At 48.2% G+C, this 17658-nt stretch carries 15 protein-coding genes; 3 read left to right on the top strand and 12 right to left on the bottom strand.

The window, feature by feature from the left end:
• Positions 1-8: 8 nt before the first annotated feature.
• From MKY73_RS13070 to MKY73_RS13055, 4 genes are all read right to left on the bottom strand, one after another.
• Positions 9-737, bottom strand: a complete 729-nt coding sequence (locus MKY73_RS13070) for an FCD domain-containing protein (protein ID WP_339307926.1) — start codon at positions 735-737, stop codon at positions 9-11.
• Positions 738-1030: 293 nt separating this feature from the next.
• Entirely contained in the window at positions 1031-1693 is a 663-nt protein-coding gene (locus MKY73_RS13065; RefSeq protein WP_339307924.1) for a class II aldolase/adducin family protein, read from the bottom strand.
• Positions 1694-1765: 72 nt separating this feature from the next.
• Positions 1766-3256: a rhamnulokinase family protein gene (locus tag MKY73_RS13060; protein ID WP_339307923.1), complete on the bottom strand. Its 1491-nt coding sequence runs from the start codon at positions 3254-3256 to the stop codon at positions 1766-1768.
• A 125-nt stretch (positions 3257-3381) separates the two neighbouring features.
• Positions 3382-5172, bottom strand: coding sequence for an L-fucose isomerase (locus MKY73_RS13055; protein WP_339307922.1), 1791 nt, complete (start codon positions 5170-5172; stop codon positions 3382-3384).
• A 414-nt stretch (positions 5173-5586) separates the two neighbouring features.
• Here MKY73_RS13055 and MKY73_RS13050 point away from each other — a divergent pair, with 414 nt between their 5' ends.
• Positions 5587-6600 (top strand): LacI family DNA-binding transcriptional regulator, encoded by a 1014-nt coding sequence (locus MKY73_RS13050; RefSeq protein ID WP_339307921.1) that lies wholly within the window; start codon positions 5587-5589, stop codon positions 6598-6600.
• 321 nt (positions 6601-6921) lie between these two features.
• Here MKY73_RS13050 and MKY73_RS13045 read toward each other — a convergent pair whose 3' ends face one another.
• Genes MKY73_RS13045 through MKY73_RS13035 form a run of 3 tightly spaced genes read right to left on the bottom strand, consistent with a single transcriptional unit; the run spans position 6922 to position 9612 of the window.
• A complete protein-coding gene (locus MKY73_RS13045) occupies positions 6922-7815 on the bottom strand; it encodes an NAD-dependent epimerase/dehydratase family protein (protein WP_339307919.1) in 894 nt (297 codons plus the stop codon).
• A gap of 21 nt (positions 7816-7836) precedes the next feature.
• Entirely contained in the window at positions 7837-8601 is a 765-nt protein-coding gene (locus MKY73_RS13040) for an SAM-dependent methyltransferase (protein WP_339307917.1), read from the bottom strand.
• Between the two features lie 30 nt (positions 8602-8631).
• Positions 8632-9612, bottom strand: a complete 981-nt coding sequence (locus tag MKY73_RS13035; RefSeq protein ID WP_339307916.1) for a Gfo/Idh/MocA family oxidoreductase — start codon at positions 9610-9612, stop codon at positions 8632-8634.
• A 189-nt stretch (positions 9613-9801) separates the two neighbouring features.
• Here MKY73_RS13035 and MKY73_RS13030 point away from each other — a divergent pair, with 189 nt between their 5' ends.
• Positions 9802-10386 carry a bifunctional transcriptional activator/DNA repair enzyme AdaA gene (locus tag MKY73_RS13030; RefSeq protein ID WP_339307915.1) on the top strand — a complete coding sequence of 195 codons (585 nt, stop codon included), beginning with the start codon at positions 9802-9804 and terminating at the stop codon, positions 10384-10386.
• Positions 10383-11201, top strand: coding sequence for a radical SAM protein (locus tag MKY73_RS13025; RefSeq protein ID WP_339307914.1), 819 nt, complete (start codon positions 10383-10385; stop codon positions 11199-11201). Before MKY73_RS13030 ends, MKY73_RS13025 begins: the two co-directional genes overlap by 4 nt.
• 169 nt (positions 11202-11370) lie before the next feature.
• Here the strand turns inward: MKY73_RS13025 and MKY73_RS13020 are convergent, their stop codons facing one another.
• The 5 genes from MKY73_RS13020 to glpX form a co-directional block, all read right to left on the bottom strand.
• Positions 11371-12477, bottom strand: coding sequence for a Gfo/Idh/MocA family oxidoreductase (locus tag MKY73_RS13020; protein WP_339307913.1), 1107 nt, complete (start codon positions 12475-12477; stop codon positions 11371-11373).
• 95 nt (positions 12478-12572) lie between these two features.
• Positions 12573-13298: a ThuA domain-containing protein gene (locus MKY73_RS13015; protein ID WP_074095386.1), complete on the bottom strand. Its 726-nt coding sequence runs from the start codon at positions 13296-13298 to the stop codon at positions 12573-12575.
• A 79-nt stretch (positions 13299-13377) separates the two neighbouring features.
• The gene (locus MKY73_RS13010; RefSeq protein ID WP_339307912.1) at positions 13378-14550 is read right to left on the bottom strand and encodes a Gfo/Idh/MocA family oxidoreductase; all 1173 of its coding nucleotides are present in this window, start codon (positions 14548-14550) and stop codon (positions 13378-13380) included.
• A 53-nt stretch (positions 14551-14603) separates the two neighbouring features.
• Entirely contained in the window at positions 14604-15653 is a 1050-nt protein-coding gene (locus MKY73_RS13005; protein WP_339307910.1) for a LacI family DNA-binding transcriptional regulator, read from the bottom strand.
• Between the two features lie 278 nt (positions 15654-15931).
• The gene (gene glpX / locus MKY73_RS13000; RefSeq protein ID WP_339307909.1) at positions 15932-17014 is read right to left on the bottom strand and encodes a class II fructose-bisphosphatase; all 1083 of its coding nucleotides are present in this window, start codon (positions 17012-17014) and stop codon (positions 15932-15934) included.
• Positions 17015-17658 lie beyond the last annotated feature (644 nt).

Genomic DNA, 17658 nt, shown 5'->3' with positions numbered 1-17658 from the left:
AAGGGATGTTATTCGTTTTGCATGGCGAAATAACGTTTGACATCATCGATCATTTGGTTGATATGATTCACCATTGCCGCTTCAGCCTGCTCCGAAGAGCCCGCTACTATAGCATCCAAAATCTGTTGATGATCCACCACTAATTCACTTCCTACTCTCCGGCGAATATACGCTGTTTCCAGAAAATCACGGCTTGTCTCCCATACCAGTTCAACCGCATGAAGAAGAATTTGGTTTTGCGCCGCATAAGCCAGCAATCTGTGAAACTCCCGGTCCTCCTCGTATGGTATGATATTCTTGGAAAGCAATTCATGCTGGTTCGCAATCGATGCTTGCAACAGTGCTATGTATTCTTTCGAGGCACGCTGTGCTGCGAGGGAAGCGATCTCCCGTTCAAGAGCCCTTCTGGCAACAAGAACATCTAACAGAGCCTTTTCCCCAGAATGGTTCAGCATCTGAATTAACTGTGAATTCACGCTTTTTTGCTGCAAATCTTTCTCCAAACTCTGGATTCGCTCAAGTCCCTGTTCAGTCAAAGTTCTTCCCTTGCGACCTTCCAGAACCGTAAAACCTTCAACATCCATCTCCATAAGCCTTCTTCCGATGGTTGCCTGACTCAGACCATACGTTTTGCCCAAAGTGTGAACCAACGTACTGGCCCCGATGGGAGCGCTCGCTTCTCGAAGCTGCTTCAGCAGTTCGTATTCCAACTCCATTTCGTTTAGCTCAGGACCCACTACTTTCCCCCCTCTTAGTTACTTCATTATGATTTTATCGACTCTTTCGTAGTTATTACTCATTGATGATTAACGATAGTATACCTTCTAAGCTTCTCTTTTTCAACAATTCTCATCAAATTAGTATGAATTATTTCTTCCAACTACATTTTTTGTCTTTCTATTCCATATCAAAATAAAAAAAAGAGCATTTCACATCCTGTATTCCAGCGTTTATCTGGAGGATGCAATCTGCTCTTAACATAGCAATTTTTTAAAATCACGAATACAATCAATTATGAACAAATAATGTATCAGGACTTGAGTTGTTGCAGCAGCTGCACACGGTAGGCTTCACTTTCAAGGGATTGAATTTCCTTATATTCTTCAGCAGTTAACACTTTGGGTTCTCCGGCTGCCTTGGCGATCATATATACCTTCGCGCTTTCTTCCACCACTTGGGTGCGGTAATAGGCTTCACGGAGATTTTTCCCCGTTGTGACCAATCCGTGATTGACGAGAATGAGTGCCGTATGTTCTTCTACCTTTGCTGAGACTGCATCGGCAAGTTGTTTCGTCGTTGGTAGAACGTATGGAACAAATCCGATATCGCCCACCAAGGCCGACTGATCAGGGAACAAGTGTGGCAATTCATCAAAAACGAGACTAAGTGCGATCGTATATGCCGGATGCGTATGCACAATGGCTTGGATATCAGGATTCACACGATAGCTATACAGATGCATTAATACTTCGGAAGATGGACGTGTTGATCCTGCGCTAGTTTCCCCTGTCTCGATATCAATGGCGATCCATTCTTCAGGCTCCAGATCTTCAAGCGCGTAACCACTCGGAGACAACAACATCGTCCCCTCCGAACGGGCGCTCAGATTACCACCTGGGCCTACGACCAGTCCTTGGGCAACTGCTCTGCGGGCATATTTCGTCAGCTCTTCCCTTATTTGCTGTTCAGACATGTTCCTCACCACTCCTCGAACTTTTCTTTTTTTAGTATTTTGCGTCCATGCTCATTGATTTGAATCTGTTCATTACCTTTTGATGTGATTCAGACTTTGGTAGTTTTCATAAGCTTCTTGCCAAAGCTCTGTATCCTCAGGTTCATAGGTATCGGGGGAAAAGGAAGCAGCCATGACCTCCCGAACATCGGCCAAGCTACTCACTTCTCCATGAGCAAGGAATTGCAGCATGCAATTCCCGGCTGAAGTCGCCTCTGCGGGGCCTGCCACCACCGGTACACCGGCTGCATTGGCTGTAAACTGACACAATAGTCGATTGTGCACACCGCCACCAACCATATGAATCACATCAGGTCTTGTACCTGTAATCAACTGCAGTTCATCCAGCGTCTGTCTGAATTCCAGAGCAAGACTTTCCAGAATGCAGCGTACAACCGCTCCAGTCGTTTCGGGTACAGTCTGTCCGCTGGCGCTGCATTGTTGTCGTATTCGCTCAGCCATATTCCCTGGCGCCAAAAATACGCTATCTCCCGGCGATACGTAACTTTGATGCGGCGCTGCCAAGGCAGCCAGCTGAACCAGTTCTTCATGTGTGAAACGTTGATTCTCCCGTTCCCATTGCCGCTTGCATTCCTGTAGCAGCCACAGACCTGAACGATTTTTCAGGGTGCGTACCTTTCCACTTACGGTGCCTTCATTGGTGAATCCCAATGCACGGCTTCGGTCATCCAATACAGGTGTATCACGCTCCACACCCATAAGAGACCAGGTTCCACAGCTGATAAAAGCGAAATTCGAATCCATCGCAGGGATGGCTGCCAAGGCAGATGCGGTATCATGTGAGCCCACAGAGACCACCTGCATCGGTCCAGTCCGTAATTCAGCGCACAACTCAGGTGTTAAATTGCCCAGTATGGTGCCAGGCTGAACGAGTTTTGGAAATAATGTTTCCGGTAGACCGAGATGCTCGAACAGATGCTTATTCCATCGCGCCTCACCTGCATGCAACAGCCCGCTGGTACTTGCAATCGTATATTCACAAGCCTGCTGACCGGATAGATAATAGTGAAACAAATCCGGCATAAATAACATGCGCACATCCTGACGCAAACCTTCGGCCTGCTCTCGTACACTACCTAGCAGTTGAAATACGGTATTGATCTGCTGCGGCAGAACGCCAGACATGGCATACAGTTCTTCTTCTTTCACCATTTGCAGCGCTTCTGCCATCCACTGTGCGTTGCGTGCTTCCCGATAATGCCGTGGATTCGAGCATAATCTTCCCACCCCATCGACCAGTCCATAGTCCACTCCCCACGTATCCACAGCTATAGAACGGACCGATGGAGAGATGCCTTGCGTCCCTTTCACAATGCCTTGTTTTAATTCATGAAAAAGTCGCAGGAAATCCCAATACAATCCGTCCCCCAGCTGCACGGGTTCATTGTTGAATCGATGCACTTCTCGTAACGAAAGTCTGCTCCCATCAAAAGAACCCCGGACTACACGTCCACTACCGGCGCCGTAATCGGCAGCAAGCACATGTGTTGCTTGATCGCCCAATCTACCCAGCCTCCTTAACGCTACGCGATGAGCCGTATTCAGGTTCTGAACACAGCTTTCAAGAGAACGCCATGGTACCTTCATTTCACAAGGAACATGGCGTTTGACAGGAATGGAACTTTATTTTAGCGATATAACGGGCCAAACACACTGCAAGCACGGTAGTCTGCACTTTCGGGTTCACTTGTGCCGAATAATCCCCATGCACGCGGACGGAAAATCTCCGATTCTGGTACATTATGCATATTTACCGGAATGCGAAGCATGGAAGCGAGCGTAATCAGATCAGCACCGATGTGTCCATACGAGATGGAGCCATGGTTCGCACCCCACTGATTCATGACCTCGTATACAGAAGTAAACGCTCCTGCCCCGGTTAGAACAGGTGCAAACCAGGTGGATGGCCAGGTTGGATCTGTCCGTTGATCCAGCGTATCATGCACGTCTTCAGGCAGATCGACCGTGTAACCCTGAGCGATTTGCAGCACCGGGCCCAGCCCTTTGACCAGATTCAGACGTGTCATCGTTACAGGCATTCCGCCTTTGGTCAGGAAATCCGCTGAATAGCCACCTCCGCGGAAGTATTCTACGGATGCCGGTCTCCACGATGTTGCTTTCAGACAATCCTGAACTTCCTTATCTGAAATTTCCCAAAACGGCTTGAGGACAGGCTTCCCGTCTTTGGTCTGTTGTCCTGTGCCATCCAAAGCTGCGGAACCGGAGTTAATCAGATGCAGAATGCCATCCTTCGCGTTTCCTTCCAACTGGTGCCCCGTCACGCGCTGTACCGAATCCGGACTCCAATACGTACGTACATCAGCGAAGATCTGAGCCGTATGTGTGAGCAACGAACCAAACAACATCGATACGCCATTCAAGCTATCATTTTCTGTTGCAACCAGATAAGGCGCGCGTTTGCCGTTCCAGTCAAAGGAAGAGTTTAATATGGATTCCAGAAAATCTCCGTTCGGAGAATGATCCGTCCACTGCCGTTGTCCCTGGAAGCCGGATACAATGGCATGGTGCCCCATCGATTCCTCTGTGAAACCCATCTCTGCCAATCTTGGATTGCCCGCCATCAAGTCACGTACGATTTGGGTCATTTTCACAACCGTTTCCCATTCGTACGCTTTGCGTTTGCGATCCGTTTGCAGATGGGCAGCGTTGTTGTCCGGACCTTCGGTACAGTTCTCCTTCACCCAGGCCAGCGCAAGCTTATACTCCTCGGGGTCGTAGATTTCTTCTTCGATACGGCGAGTAAGTTCGCTCATATCCACGTATTCATTGCGCATACCCAAATACTCCTGGAAAAATGAATCATTCACAATCGAACCCGCAATTCCCATGGATACAGAACCAATGGACAGATACGCTTGCCCTTTCAAGGTAGCGGCTGCAAGACCCGCACGGCTGAACCGGAGCAATTTCTCACGCACATCATCAGGAATCGTTGTATCCCCGCCGTCTTGCACATCCTCTCCATAGATCCCAAAGGCCGGAATGCCCTTCTGTGCGTGGGCAGAGAGTACCGCTGCCAGATATACTGCACCCGGACGTTCAGTCCCGTTAAACCCCCAGATGGCAGTAGGGATGGATGGCGACATATCCATCGTTTCCGTACCATAACACCAGCATGGTGTCACGGTGATCGTTACGCCCACATTGGAACGACTGAACAGTTCAGATGCTGCGGCCGCCTCGGCCACACCGCCAATACAAGTCTCAGCGACAACACATTCCACCGCGGAACCGTCCGGATAACGCAGTTCGGCTGCAAGCAGCTCGGCAACGGTTGTCGCCATCCGCATCGTCTGCTCTTCCAGTGACTCACGGACCCCTTTGCGTCTTCCATCAATCGTTGGACGAATACCAATCTTGGGGAAAGCCTGCTTATAACGATAATCCTGATGTGTCATACTAAAGTGTCCTCCTTCAATTCGTTTCATAGAATTTGGGTTGAATTGAGAAATCTTTTGTCTGATTCAAATGCACTTGATTAGAATGAGATAATGACGGACATACAACCGATACCCGGGTGGCACGCAAGAGCTGCAAATACAGATGATCAAGGTCTCACTTGAGATTGAATGCGTTTACATATTTTTAAGAAATACCAATAAACCATTTCATAAATCGTTCTTGTATGTAGTTCCCCTTTTCAAGAAAATGGAACGTGCATAAGCGAATTCAACGAAATGGTTGGTGTAGTATAGGCGTTCAGAACCCATTAGGGTTATCGGTAACCCTAACATAGCATGAGCCTATCTTGCTGTCAATTGGCATTATCCTATAGAATGGTAAGACTATGTTGCGGAAAGGTTAGATCTCTTATGATTACCATTTACGATATTGCCAAAAAAGCCAACGTCTCCGCCATGACGGTCTCCAAGGTCATTAACCATACAGGCCGCATCAGTTCCGCTACACGTGAACGAGTGCAACAGGTGATCGACGAACTTGGCTACATCCCGAACTCGAATGCGCGCAGCCTTGTGCTTCAACGAACCCAGATGCTCTCGCTGCTTATTACGGATATTACCAACCCTTTTTATACAACACTCGCCCGTGGTGCTGAGGATGCAGCCCATCTTCGAGGGTACCGTCTTTTATTTGGCAACAGTGATGAGGATTACAATAAGGAAAAGGATTACGTAGATGCGATTCTGTCAACTCGTGTGGATGGTGTACTCTTTGCCCCGGCTGGAGATCGTTCTCTCCCTCATCTGAAACAGCTGCAGGAACGTCACATTCCGTTTGTCTTTCTGGACCGGACCGTCCCTGGCATTACGTCCGATATCATTGCTGGAGATAGCCGGGAAGGCGCAATTGAGCTAATCCGCTATCTGGTGCAATTGGGGCACCGGCGCATTGCTCTGGTTAATGGCTCTTCCGAGGTTTCTACCGCCAGACTGCGGGAGGAAGGTTATATAGAGGGTATACGTGAGGTCGGAGCTGAGATCGATCCCGAGCTTGTGCTTCGAACAGGGTACCGGAATTTCACCGATGAAGAGGGACTGGATCGACTACTCTCACAACCGGAGCAACCAACCGCCATTTTTGCCGCCAACAACATGCTGGCGATTGGGGTCATCCGGCTTTTACGCAAACGGGGACTTCGTGTGCCAGAAGACATATCTGTCGTGTGCTTCGACGATCTGGATCTGGCTTCTGCCTTTGATCCATTTCTGACCGTAGCGGCACAGCCGGCATATGACTTTGGGTTTCAGGGGGTACAGATGCTGATTGACAGGATTGAGGGAAAAGCCCCTTCCGAGCCCCAAACCATCATTTTACCGTCAGAAATGCGCATAAGGGCTTCTGCCTCTGCCCCACGAGAGTCATAATAGAGTTAAGCACGTGAGTTGACTAAATAAGTGAACCAAAAATTATTTACACTGACACTACGATAACAGAACAACCTTCCAATCGCTGTTATCCCCAGATTTTTTCATTCCCTTTTAAAGGGGAAATCCGGAGATAAAGGCGAACGCTTCGCTTTTTCAGGTTTTTTCTGTCCTCTCCGTTATTGTGTAAATGATTCGTCCCACTTATCTGGATTAGGTCACGTCTACTTCGAAAAAAACGACAACATAAACAGGGTACACCGGAGATTACGCTCTGGTTGCACCCTGTTTATGTCTATACCGTTTTATGTCAGTTCCATTCTACCTCTCCGATTGTAATGCGAGAGCGACCTCGCGAACGAGTCCCGGGAACCAGTCCATCAGAGGTTCAAACGTATATCCAGCTTGTTCTGCCTTCGTTGTCTCCATCGTCCATGATTGCTCAATTCCAAAGGGTGACATATCCTCTTTCACCGTTTCTGTGAGGATTTGGGACTGCATGCCCGTGACCGTCTCGATCAGATGTATCATGGCTGACAACGTAATCGCGCCCTTGGAGGCTGCATTCACCGGCCCGGTAATGGAAGAATGTCCAAGCCAGGCAAGGAATCTTGCCGCTTCGGTGGAATTGATAAATCCAATCTCCGCATCCGGATTTGGCATGCCAATCGGTTTTCCTTTTTGCACATGTTCAATATGAAAATGGAGTCTTCTCGTATAATCATCAATTCCGAGTACAATGGGAATGCGCATCGCTACAACCGGGAAATCCGCTCCCTGGAAAAAGACAGCCTCTGCAAGCCGTTTGCCTTCTCCGTACGAAAAATCCTCCGCACTCCCATACTGTAATGGATATGTATACGGGTCAAAATCCGTTTCCTTAAATCCAGGTCTGGGATCACCGTACACCGAGAGTGTGGATGTCAAAACGTATCTTTTGGTTCGCCCAGCGAATGCCTCGCATGCCGATTTTGCCGCATCTGGTGAATAACAGATATTGTCGTACACGACATCCCACATGTTTGTCTGCGCAACCTCTGCCAGAGATTCCGGGTCTTCACGATCCATCTTGATCCGGTTCACTTCGGGTCCGAAGTCGACATCCGTTTTACCACGAGTGGCGACTGTGATCTGCGACTTCCCTTCCCACAGTAAGTGATCCACGAGACGTTTGCCAAAAAAGCGTGTACCCCCAAGTATAAGGACTTTATTCATCCGAAAAACCTCCTATCTTTTTCAATTCTGTTTAACAATGTGAAGCATGGTGTGAGCATTCCGTTGAAACTCATATGACGTTGGTTCTTCGGAAACGGCGTATCCACGCTGTTCGAGTATTAATTTTAATTCATCCATGTGCTTGTAACGTTCGCCAGACAGATCCACTGTTGGGAAAATGCGAACCTCTCGTTTGCTCACACGCAGCAGCTCCATTACGGTTGCAACATGAAAATCAACATGCAATCGATCCGCATACGTAAACAGGAAATGAGCGGATAACGTCAGATCGAATTGTTCATCGGCAAAAGGAAGATCCGGGAGGACAGACGTCACATAACGATCAGGAAACATTCTCATATCTGAGATGCAATCTGTGATGGCACGAGTTCGCTCTTCCTTTAACCCCTGGATTGATCCAAATTGATCCCACACATATATGCCTTGCACGGGTTCCATCTGTTTCATCGTATGCTCAATATCCTGATATCCCTTTACTTCAAGCTCGTCGATCCCGTATTCGTAGGCAATATCTACCGCTATGGGGTCTGCACCCAACTTGCGCGCCTGACTACTGAACGAACATGCTCCACCGGGACAATCCAGAATCGACTTGCCAGTAATCTCCTCTACCGTTAAGTTGAACATTTTCATATATTCCTCAAAGGTTCTTCCTATAAAGACAATCTGTGACAATTCCAAACCACCAGAATCATTGGCACGATTATCTTCTCTGCTGTTATTCTTCTGATCATCTCTAATGTTGCTCTGCTCATCTCTGCTCATCTCGTCTCAGCTACCTTTCCTGTTTTTGAATCAATCGTTAGGGAACACAAGCCCAATCTGCTTCCGAATCTGATCCATGACCTGCATCGTAACATAAGAGCGTTCATACGTGTTCATACTGGACTCCATCTGGCCTTCCTGAACCAGATTCACGAACTCCTCCACTTCATAATACATCGCCGGATGGTTTTGTTCGATTGTGAGTTGCTCCACCGTACCGTCATTGTATCGTATCTCTGCATGTTCTGGTGAACCAATCTTGTCAATGATGATGCTGCCCAGTTCCCCCATGATTTCGCTTGGTACATGAGAGTTGGAGATTTTGGAATAGGTAACGACCGCATCCATCCCATTATAATCCAGAAGCACACTCCCTTGTCCATCCACGCCAGATTCCAGCATCATCGCTTGGGACTGGACACGGTTAGGTGCACCAAACAATGTAATCAACGGATAGAGACAATATACACCGAGATCCATTAACGCCCCATTGGCGAGTTCAGGCTTGAACGCGTTCAGGACAATCCCTTCTTTGTACTTGTCGTAACGCGAAGAATACTGAGAGTAGCCTGCTACGTATTTGCGGACAGGACCGATTTTATGCAGGTTTTCCTGCACCATTTTGAACTGGGGAACAAGGGTAGATTTCATCGCTTCCATGAGCAGAACCTCATGTTCTCGTGCTGTGTCTATCATACTCCGAACTTCGGTGCTATTTGCAGCCAGAGGTTTCTCGCACAATACATGTTTGCCATTTCTCAGAAAAAGTTCAGCCTGCTCTGCATGAACCGTATTCGGTGTTGCAATGTAGACTGCATCGATCACATCACTTGCCGCCAACTCTTCCAGATCGGTGAAGCGATGCTCAACATCATATTTATCTGCGAATGCATTAGCCTTATCTTCAGTTCTTGAATACACGGCGGTTAATTTGAATCCTTCAACCTGTGCTGCGGCTTCAAGAAGCCTTTCTGTAATCCAGTTGGTACCCACTACGCCAAAACGAACCATGCCTACCTACCTCTTTCATCTATAAATTTCATTTGAGATATAACCTTTATACCATCTTGTATATTGTAGCTCATATTTCATTCAGATTGAAGGAAGGTAAGGCATCCCGGTATTGATATCTTGCTTTTTAAGCTAAAACTTCGTCAATCCCTTGGAATCAGGGGTATAATTAGAGATGAGGTGATCACCATGGAAAGTCCGGATCAAGATCGTATACTGCCCAAATCGATAGATGAAAAATACTGGCGTGCCATCATCCACAACGATAATTCTTATGATGGAACGTTCTTTTACGGTGTGCAGACAACAGGCATTTTCTGCCGCCCTTCCTGTAAGTCCAGAGCACCCAAAGCTGAAAATGTGCTGATATTTCAACGTGTTGAAGAAGCGTTGGCACGAAAGTTCAGGCCCTGCAAACGTTGCAAACCTACAGGAGAGCGGGTACCTGATCAGGAGTGGATATATGGGATTACCGATTACATTGAACATCATTACGCCGAACCGCTAACCCTGGATGTCCTTGCCACCGTGAGTCATGGCAGCCCTTATCATCTGCATCGTGTATTCAAGCGGATTACAGGCCGCACACCGGTTCAATACATTCAGGATAAACGAATGACCGAAGCCCGAAAGTTGCTTGAACATACCAGACTAACCGTCACGGATATTGGACGCGAGGTCGGTATACCTAACTCGGCTTATTTCATTACTGTATTTCGCAAACACACAGGTCTTACACCTGCACATTACCGCGAAAGGTATGACAACTCATGAAAACCAACCTTTCTTACAAAGTACCCAAAACGTTACTGAACAAAGGAACAGGTTTCCTTAATGGATATACACATACGTTGAATCCTTACACAGGCTGTGCCTTCGGTTGTTCCTATTGTTATGTCAGACAGATGCCAGTCTCTCTATTTCGCAAAGAGGATTGGGGGAGCTGGGTTGATGTGAAACAGGAGGCTTCCCGGGTGTTCGCCAAAGAATTGCAGCGTGCCCTGGCGAAAGGAAAAGTCACTCTGTTCATGTCATCCAGTACCGACCCATATCAACCCGCCGAATACAAGGAGTGTATCACGCGTTCATTGCTTGAAACGATGGTACAGTATCCGCCCGATTTTGTATTGGTCCAAACCCGCAGTCCCCTCGTTACCCGGGATATAGATCTCTTACTACAGTTAGGAGACCGGGTTCGGGTCAGTATGACTGTGGAGACGGATTTGGACGATATGCGCAAACATTTCAGTCCTTCTGCTCCACCGATTGCAGGCCGATTACGTGCATTGGAACAGTTGCGGGATGCCGGAATACCCACACAGGTTGCGATTGCTCCCGTATTACCCAGCAGTGAGGAGTTTGCAGCCATCTTGAGACCTCTCGTTCAGCGTGTATGCATTGACGACTATTTCATGGGCGATGGCAGTGAGGGCAAGCGCACCCGGCGACTCGGCATGGAGTCGCTCTACCAGCAAGTGGGGATGGCGGACTGGTATCATCCAGATGCATATCAGATCGTCGTTGAGCGGATGAAAGATTATTTTTCCGAGGATGAAATCTGGATCAGTCAGGCTGGATTCGAACCGTAAATGACTATATAAGTTGTACCAAAGAATATTTACACTGGACACTCCGATGACAGAACAACCTTCCGATCGCTGTTAAACCCAGAATTTTTTGACTTAATAATAAAACAGCCCCTTTCTGTTTTGCAGGAAAAGGGGCTGTTCGTTCATGATATAAAGGATAATGGCTATCTTACTTATCCAACGTATACAATGGCAGATCCACAGGCAATGCAGCCGGGCGATGACACGAGCTTTTCATCTGATAGAATGTCTGTTCATCGGATGAATCATGGAATGCCCACATGGCCTCAAGAACATGGTATGCCAGTTCCCCACTCGCCCGATGTGCACGTCCGCTATGTGCTGCATAGGCCATATCTGCCACACCGATACCGCGTGTATTCTCCTGATATCCTGGGAGAAGCGGAACTTCTGTCCATTCATGTTCACCTAACAAACGGTAACGAACGGGACCGCCGAAGGTATTCGGGTCAGGCACCTGCAATGTGCCGTGCGTGCCATATATCTCAATCGGTGGTAGTGCACTTCCGCCAAATACGTCAAAGCTCGTAATCAGGGTGCCAATGGCTCCCTGTTCAAACTGTAACAGACCGGTAACGTGAGTCGGAATTTCGACGGGAACTACCTGGCCTCTCTTTTTCTCACTCGTTATCGTGCGCTCTTCCATGGCTTTACCTGTCATACCAGCAATCGACTTAATCGGGCCCATCAGTTGCACCAATGCCGTGAGGTAGTACGGACCCATGTCAAACATTGGCCCACCGCCTGATGCGTAATAAAACTCCGGATCGGGATGCCAGTGCTCATGACCACGGCTCATCATAAATGCAGTCGCCGCCACCGGCTTACCGATGACCCCTTCCTCCACCAATTGAAGTGAAGTCTGGATGCCTGAACCAAAGAACGTTTCTGGTGCACAACCCACGAGCAGTCCTTTACGCTTTGCTGTCTCGAGCACGGCCTGACCCTCTTCACGGGTAACAGCAAGTGGTTTTTCCACATAGACATGTTTGCCCGCTTCAAGTGCCCGCAAGCATACATCCGCATGAACGGAAGGAATCGTCAGGTTGATAATCAGCTCAATCTCGGGATCAGCCAAGATTTCGTCGACGCTGTATACGTTAGGCACGTTATAGGCAGCAGCCTGCTCTTTGGCACGTTTCCGATCAAGATCCGCTACAGCAACAAGTTCCAGCACCTCGAACCGGTGACAGTTTTCCATATAAATACCGCTGATTTTACCGCAGCCAATAATGCCTACTTTCATTGTTTTCATGCCTGGGGCTCCCTTCGCCGTGGATCAGTAATGGTTTATCCATTGAGGATGAATGGTTGACACTGACTTACGTTTGCAATCAAACTACAATTTCATTAATTCTGGTTGTCCGCCATACCTGTGTACACTTCGGTTGCTGCACTTACTCGGCTCTTGGCAAGCTCTTTGCCTGCTGCTGTCCATTTGAAGCCACTGCGCATCATTTCCGTCACGGGTTTCATGTCTACAATGTCTGCATGGTGTCCCAGTGAGTTATAAAATACCCGTCCTGCGCCCCATCGTTTCGTCCAGACAACAGGCATATCTACCGGTCCATTTGCTGCATGAGGACCAGTCACCACTGGGAAACGAGTTGTTGCCAGGACTTCCACTGCCGGGTCTACGTGCAGGTAGTACTGTTCGCTTTTCACCTGAAAATCTTCAATATGATCCAATAACGGGCTAGAGCCACGCTTCATGTTCACCATATACTCCACACCATCGTTACCTGGATGAGCAACCCATTGTCCACCCGTCATAAACTGCCAGTCTACGTTATTTCGGAAGGCATCACACATCCCGCCATGAAGACCAGCCAAGCCCACACCGCTCTGAACAGCCGCTGATACGTTATTGACCAGTTCCTGCTCAATCTGTCCCATCGTCCACAACGGCACGATCAGATCCAGACCCAGCAGTTTCTCTGCATCCGCATAAGACTCCAACGTATTCGAGACTTCAACCTCGAACTGCTCTTCCTTCAAAATGCGTTCAAAAATCGCCGCTACCTGCTCCGGTTCATGTCCATCCCAGCCGCCCCAGACAATCAGTGCTTTACTCATCGTTTCATCACTCGCTTTCGAATAGTTTAGTAGTGTTCATCTCTAATCCTGACGTCTCTGTCTCGCTGTCCATCTTTGCTTACATTTCTTCAAGCGTCACCCAGCGCCGCTCCGTCACCGAACGTTCCACGGCTTCCAGTACAGCCTGACAGGCAACCCCATCATGGAAACTTGGGGATGGTTGTCGGCCTTCAGAAATCGCAGTCACCAGCTCCAACATCTCATGGGTGAACGTGTGCTCGAATCCAATCATATGGCCGGCAGGCCACCAAGCTTCGGCATATTTATGCGCAGGATCGGTTGCCAGTACACGGCGGAATCCCTGCACGTCCTCTTCATCTTTTGTAAAGTAAACTTCAAGTTCGTTCATCCGTTCAAAATCAAAGCGTACACTGCCGAGACTGCCGTTAATTTCAAACGAGTTCGTACTGCGATGACCCGCTGCAAAACGTGTAGCCTCGAAGCTGCCCAGCGCACCTCCTGCGAATCGTGCCAGGAACAGTGTAGCGTCGTCGACAGTCACTTCTCCTTTGGGAGCATCCGCATTTGAACTGCCTTTTGCACTCAGCCCCGTCATTTCAGCTGCAAGCGGTCGCTCTTTGATAAACGTTTCGCTCATACCGATGACTTCCTGGAATTCACCAACAAGGAAACGAGCCAGATCGATTAAGTGCGCACCCAGATCCCCATGGGAACCGGAGCCAGCCACTTCTTTTTGCAAACGCCATACCAGCGGGAACGATGGGTCCATGATCCAGTCCTGAAGGAAAAACGCACGGAAATGATAGATTTTACCCAGTCGCCCGCTCTCCACCAGATCTTTCGCTAACTGCACCGCTGGTGAGAAACGATAGTTGAACCCGACCATATGGGCGACCCCGGCATCCTCTGCGGCCTGAAGCATCTCACGCGAATCCGCGAGGGACAGGGCCAATGGTTTCTCACAAAACAGATGTTTGCCCTGACGAGCTGCTTCCAACGCAATTTCCTTATGGGCATCACTTGGCGCGTTAATATCAATCAGATCGATATCATCCCGCTTCACCAGTTCGCGCCAATCCGTTACACTTTCGGACCAGCCGAACTGATTCGCTGCCTCCTGCACTCCCTGCTCGTTACGTCCACAGATCACAGACATCTCAGGCTGCAGCGGAGCAGACGGGAAAAACATCGGCAGACTGCGATAGGCATTACTGTGAGCCTTCCCCATAAATTTGTATCCAACCATTCCGACACGAAGACGATTTGACATGGTCATTTCCTCCTTTGGAATATTAAAAGTCTTTCAGTATGTGTACCAATAAACTATTGACGGATAGAAGAAGCACGGATGATCAGTTCGGTAGGCAACAACGCTCTCGCTGATTCGCTTACCGTTGAAACAAGGTTATTCGCTTGATGCCTCTCACCCACAGACCCATGCATAACCTTCGATGCTGCAAGTTCACCCATCTCAAAAAATGGAACCCTGACGCTGCTCAGCGGCGGAACCGCCATCTCGGCGGCATCGGAGTCGTCATAACCCACAAATGCCGGGAAATCCGCAGGCCCTATTCCCCGCTCACGCAAACCATGCATCACACCAATGGCCATCCGGTCATTGGCCGCAAATACAGCATCAATCTCATGTAGCCGATCTGCTACAATCGCTGCTGCCTCAATGCCGCTTCGTCTGCTATAATTCCCCTCAAGCAACAGACTCGGGTCCAGTTCCATACCTGCTTCTTGCAGACCAAGACGGACACCTTCCATTCGTTCCTGGCTGTTGGAATAGCTGTCTGGACCATTGAGAAAAGCGATTTTGCGATACCCCTGATCCGTCAGATGTCGTATGGCAAGCCTGCTGCCTTCCACATGATCCGCATCCACTTCCGTAAACAATTGGCCCGCAAAATGCTGATTCATAACACAGAACGGGTGTCCTTCCTGGTGAAGCTGCTGCATGGCTGCCAGTTCTTCATGTTCATCTCTGGCACCAAGGATAATGCAAGCGTCCACTTTCTGACGCCGGAACAGATCCGTATAATTCATTACTTCACCGGGTGTCCGGAACATAACCAGCAGATCCATGCCATGGTCTCTGGCTTTGCTTCCAATCCCACTCAGCATTTCCGAGAAAAAATACGCCGAGAACAGATGCGCCTTCGGAACATAAGGTAATACCACGCCAAGGTTCCCGCTTTTACTTCTGGCAAAACTGCGAGCAAGAGCACTGGGCACATAGCCTAACTGTTCGGAAGCTTCAAGAACCTTGCGGCGTGTCTCTTCCTTAATAGGGCCTACCCCATTATGCACCCGGGAGACCGTCGCCTCGGAAACACCCGCAAGATCAGCCACTTCTTTACGAGATGCCATGATTCCCCCCCCCTTTCTCGCTCATCATTAATAATCAAATAAATAAAAATCGATATTTATGTACGCGCGTACATTTTCTCATGCCATGTAACCGTTGTCAATGCTTTAATACAAAAAATAATGAGGGTTCGGATTAATCCAAGCCCTCATTATTATCTTACCAGAGATGGTACTTTCAATGATTCAAGCACCTGTAATCTTAGGGGTTCAAGTTACTTATCAAACTTAAATACAAGGATTTCAGTTGATCCTGTTTGTTCAATTATGGGGAGTCCAGCTCACAACGTGGTTGTAACGCCAAGATCAACGGAGGATTGACTAAACTCAGCCTGCTCCATCGTTTTCACATGACTCGGAATGCGGTCCGATGGTTCTGGCGTGGATTGGAGCTGTCTTACTTTGTGCAGCACTTCTTTGTTAGGTAAGAAGTGTTGGGAACGAATAAAACGAATGGTTTTGGTTTTGGCACGCATGACAATCGAATCCGTCTCGGCGCGATCATCTGCAAGATACCGTACCCCTCCCAGAATCTCACCTGGCGTCACTCCCGTTGCGGCAAAAATGACGTCCTCCGTGCCGATCATATCCTGCATCGTTAACACTTTGTATGGATTATCAATCCCCATCTGCAGGCAGCGCTGGAATTCGTCCGCATTGGCAGGCATCAGGCGACCTTGAATCTCGCCTCCCAGGCAAGACAGCGCTGCGGCAGCCAGCACACCTTCTGGCGCTCCTCCAGATCCGACATAGAGATCTATACCCGCCTCGGGGAAGGCCGGTGCCATCGCACCCGCAACATCACCGTCACTGAGGAACTTGATCCGCACGCCGACTTTGCGTAAGGTCTTGATTATGCTCTCATGGCGCACACGATCCAGAATCATTACCGTCAGATCCGAGATGTTTTTGTTCAATGCGGAAGCAGCTTTCTCCAGTGTGACTTCAACCGGATCTTCAATGCTGACCTTGCCTACTAACGCAGGGCCTACCGCCAGTTTCTCCATATACATGTCCGGTGCGTGGAGCAGGTTACCTTTTCCCGCCACTGCAATAACCGATAGAGCGTTGTTTAGTCCTTTGGCCACAATTTCTGTACCTTCGAGCGGGTCTACAGCCACGTCCACCTCTGGCCCCTCAGCGTTGCCCACTTCCTCGCCGATGTACAACATGGGTGCTTCATCCATTTCTCCTTCACCGATTACCACCGTGCCGCGAATGGACACGGAATCGAACATGGCGCGCATGGCCAAAGTAGCCGCTTCATCTGCACTGTTCTTGTCGCCTCGTCCCATCCAGGGTGCTGAAGCTAACGCAGCCAATTCTGTTACTCTGACAATTTCCAACGCCAGTTCGCGTTCCATTTTTCCCACTTCCTTTCCAATTTCCAAAAGCATATCGTGAAAGCGGTACTAAATCCATCGCAAATCCATATGAAATTGATCTATAAAATGGCGTAGTAGCGCCTTTCGAACATTTTATACCTTATTTATCCAATTAATATTTTGATTCTTTTCCCTCCATTTTCGGTTCGTTTCACGAGTCCAATCCATTTGATTTCGCACTTAAAATATTAATTATACTTTCCATTTTCTGAGTAAAGATCTAAATGCTTTAACATGGAGATTTAACATGATCGTTTCATGCGCAAAAAGTTCTTTTAACATGAGGTATATACAACTTACATCGTGATTTTTAAGAACATAACGCTATCTAATAGGCTACAAACGAAAACGATTTTCGAATGGCTGTCCAAACGCAGAAAAAAACTAATAAATTGTAATGATTGTCCTTGAGGTCAATCGGCTCCCTTAACGATTATTGAACCAAATTTTACTGCCATTATGTATTAATCAGGACTTTAACTTTTACTAAAGCCATAGATACAGCTTATGAAGGTCATCGAAAATAATAAGTTTACATAATATTTGTTATGTGTTATTTCTCATCCGTTTCTTCTTTTTAGTATTCAACGGTACTGGCAAAACATAAAAAAGCCCGAGGGAAT

The organism is Paenibacillus sp. FSL R5-0519 (assembly GCF_037974275.1).
GTDB lineage: Bacteria > Bacillota > Bacilli > Paenibacillales > Paenibacillaceae > Paenibacillus.
The sequence above is the reverse complement of the archived record's forward strand: the minus strand, read 5'-3'. Positions and strand labels throughout refer to the sequence as shown.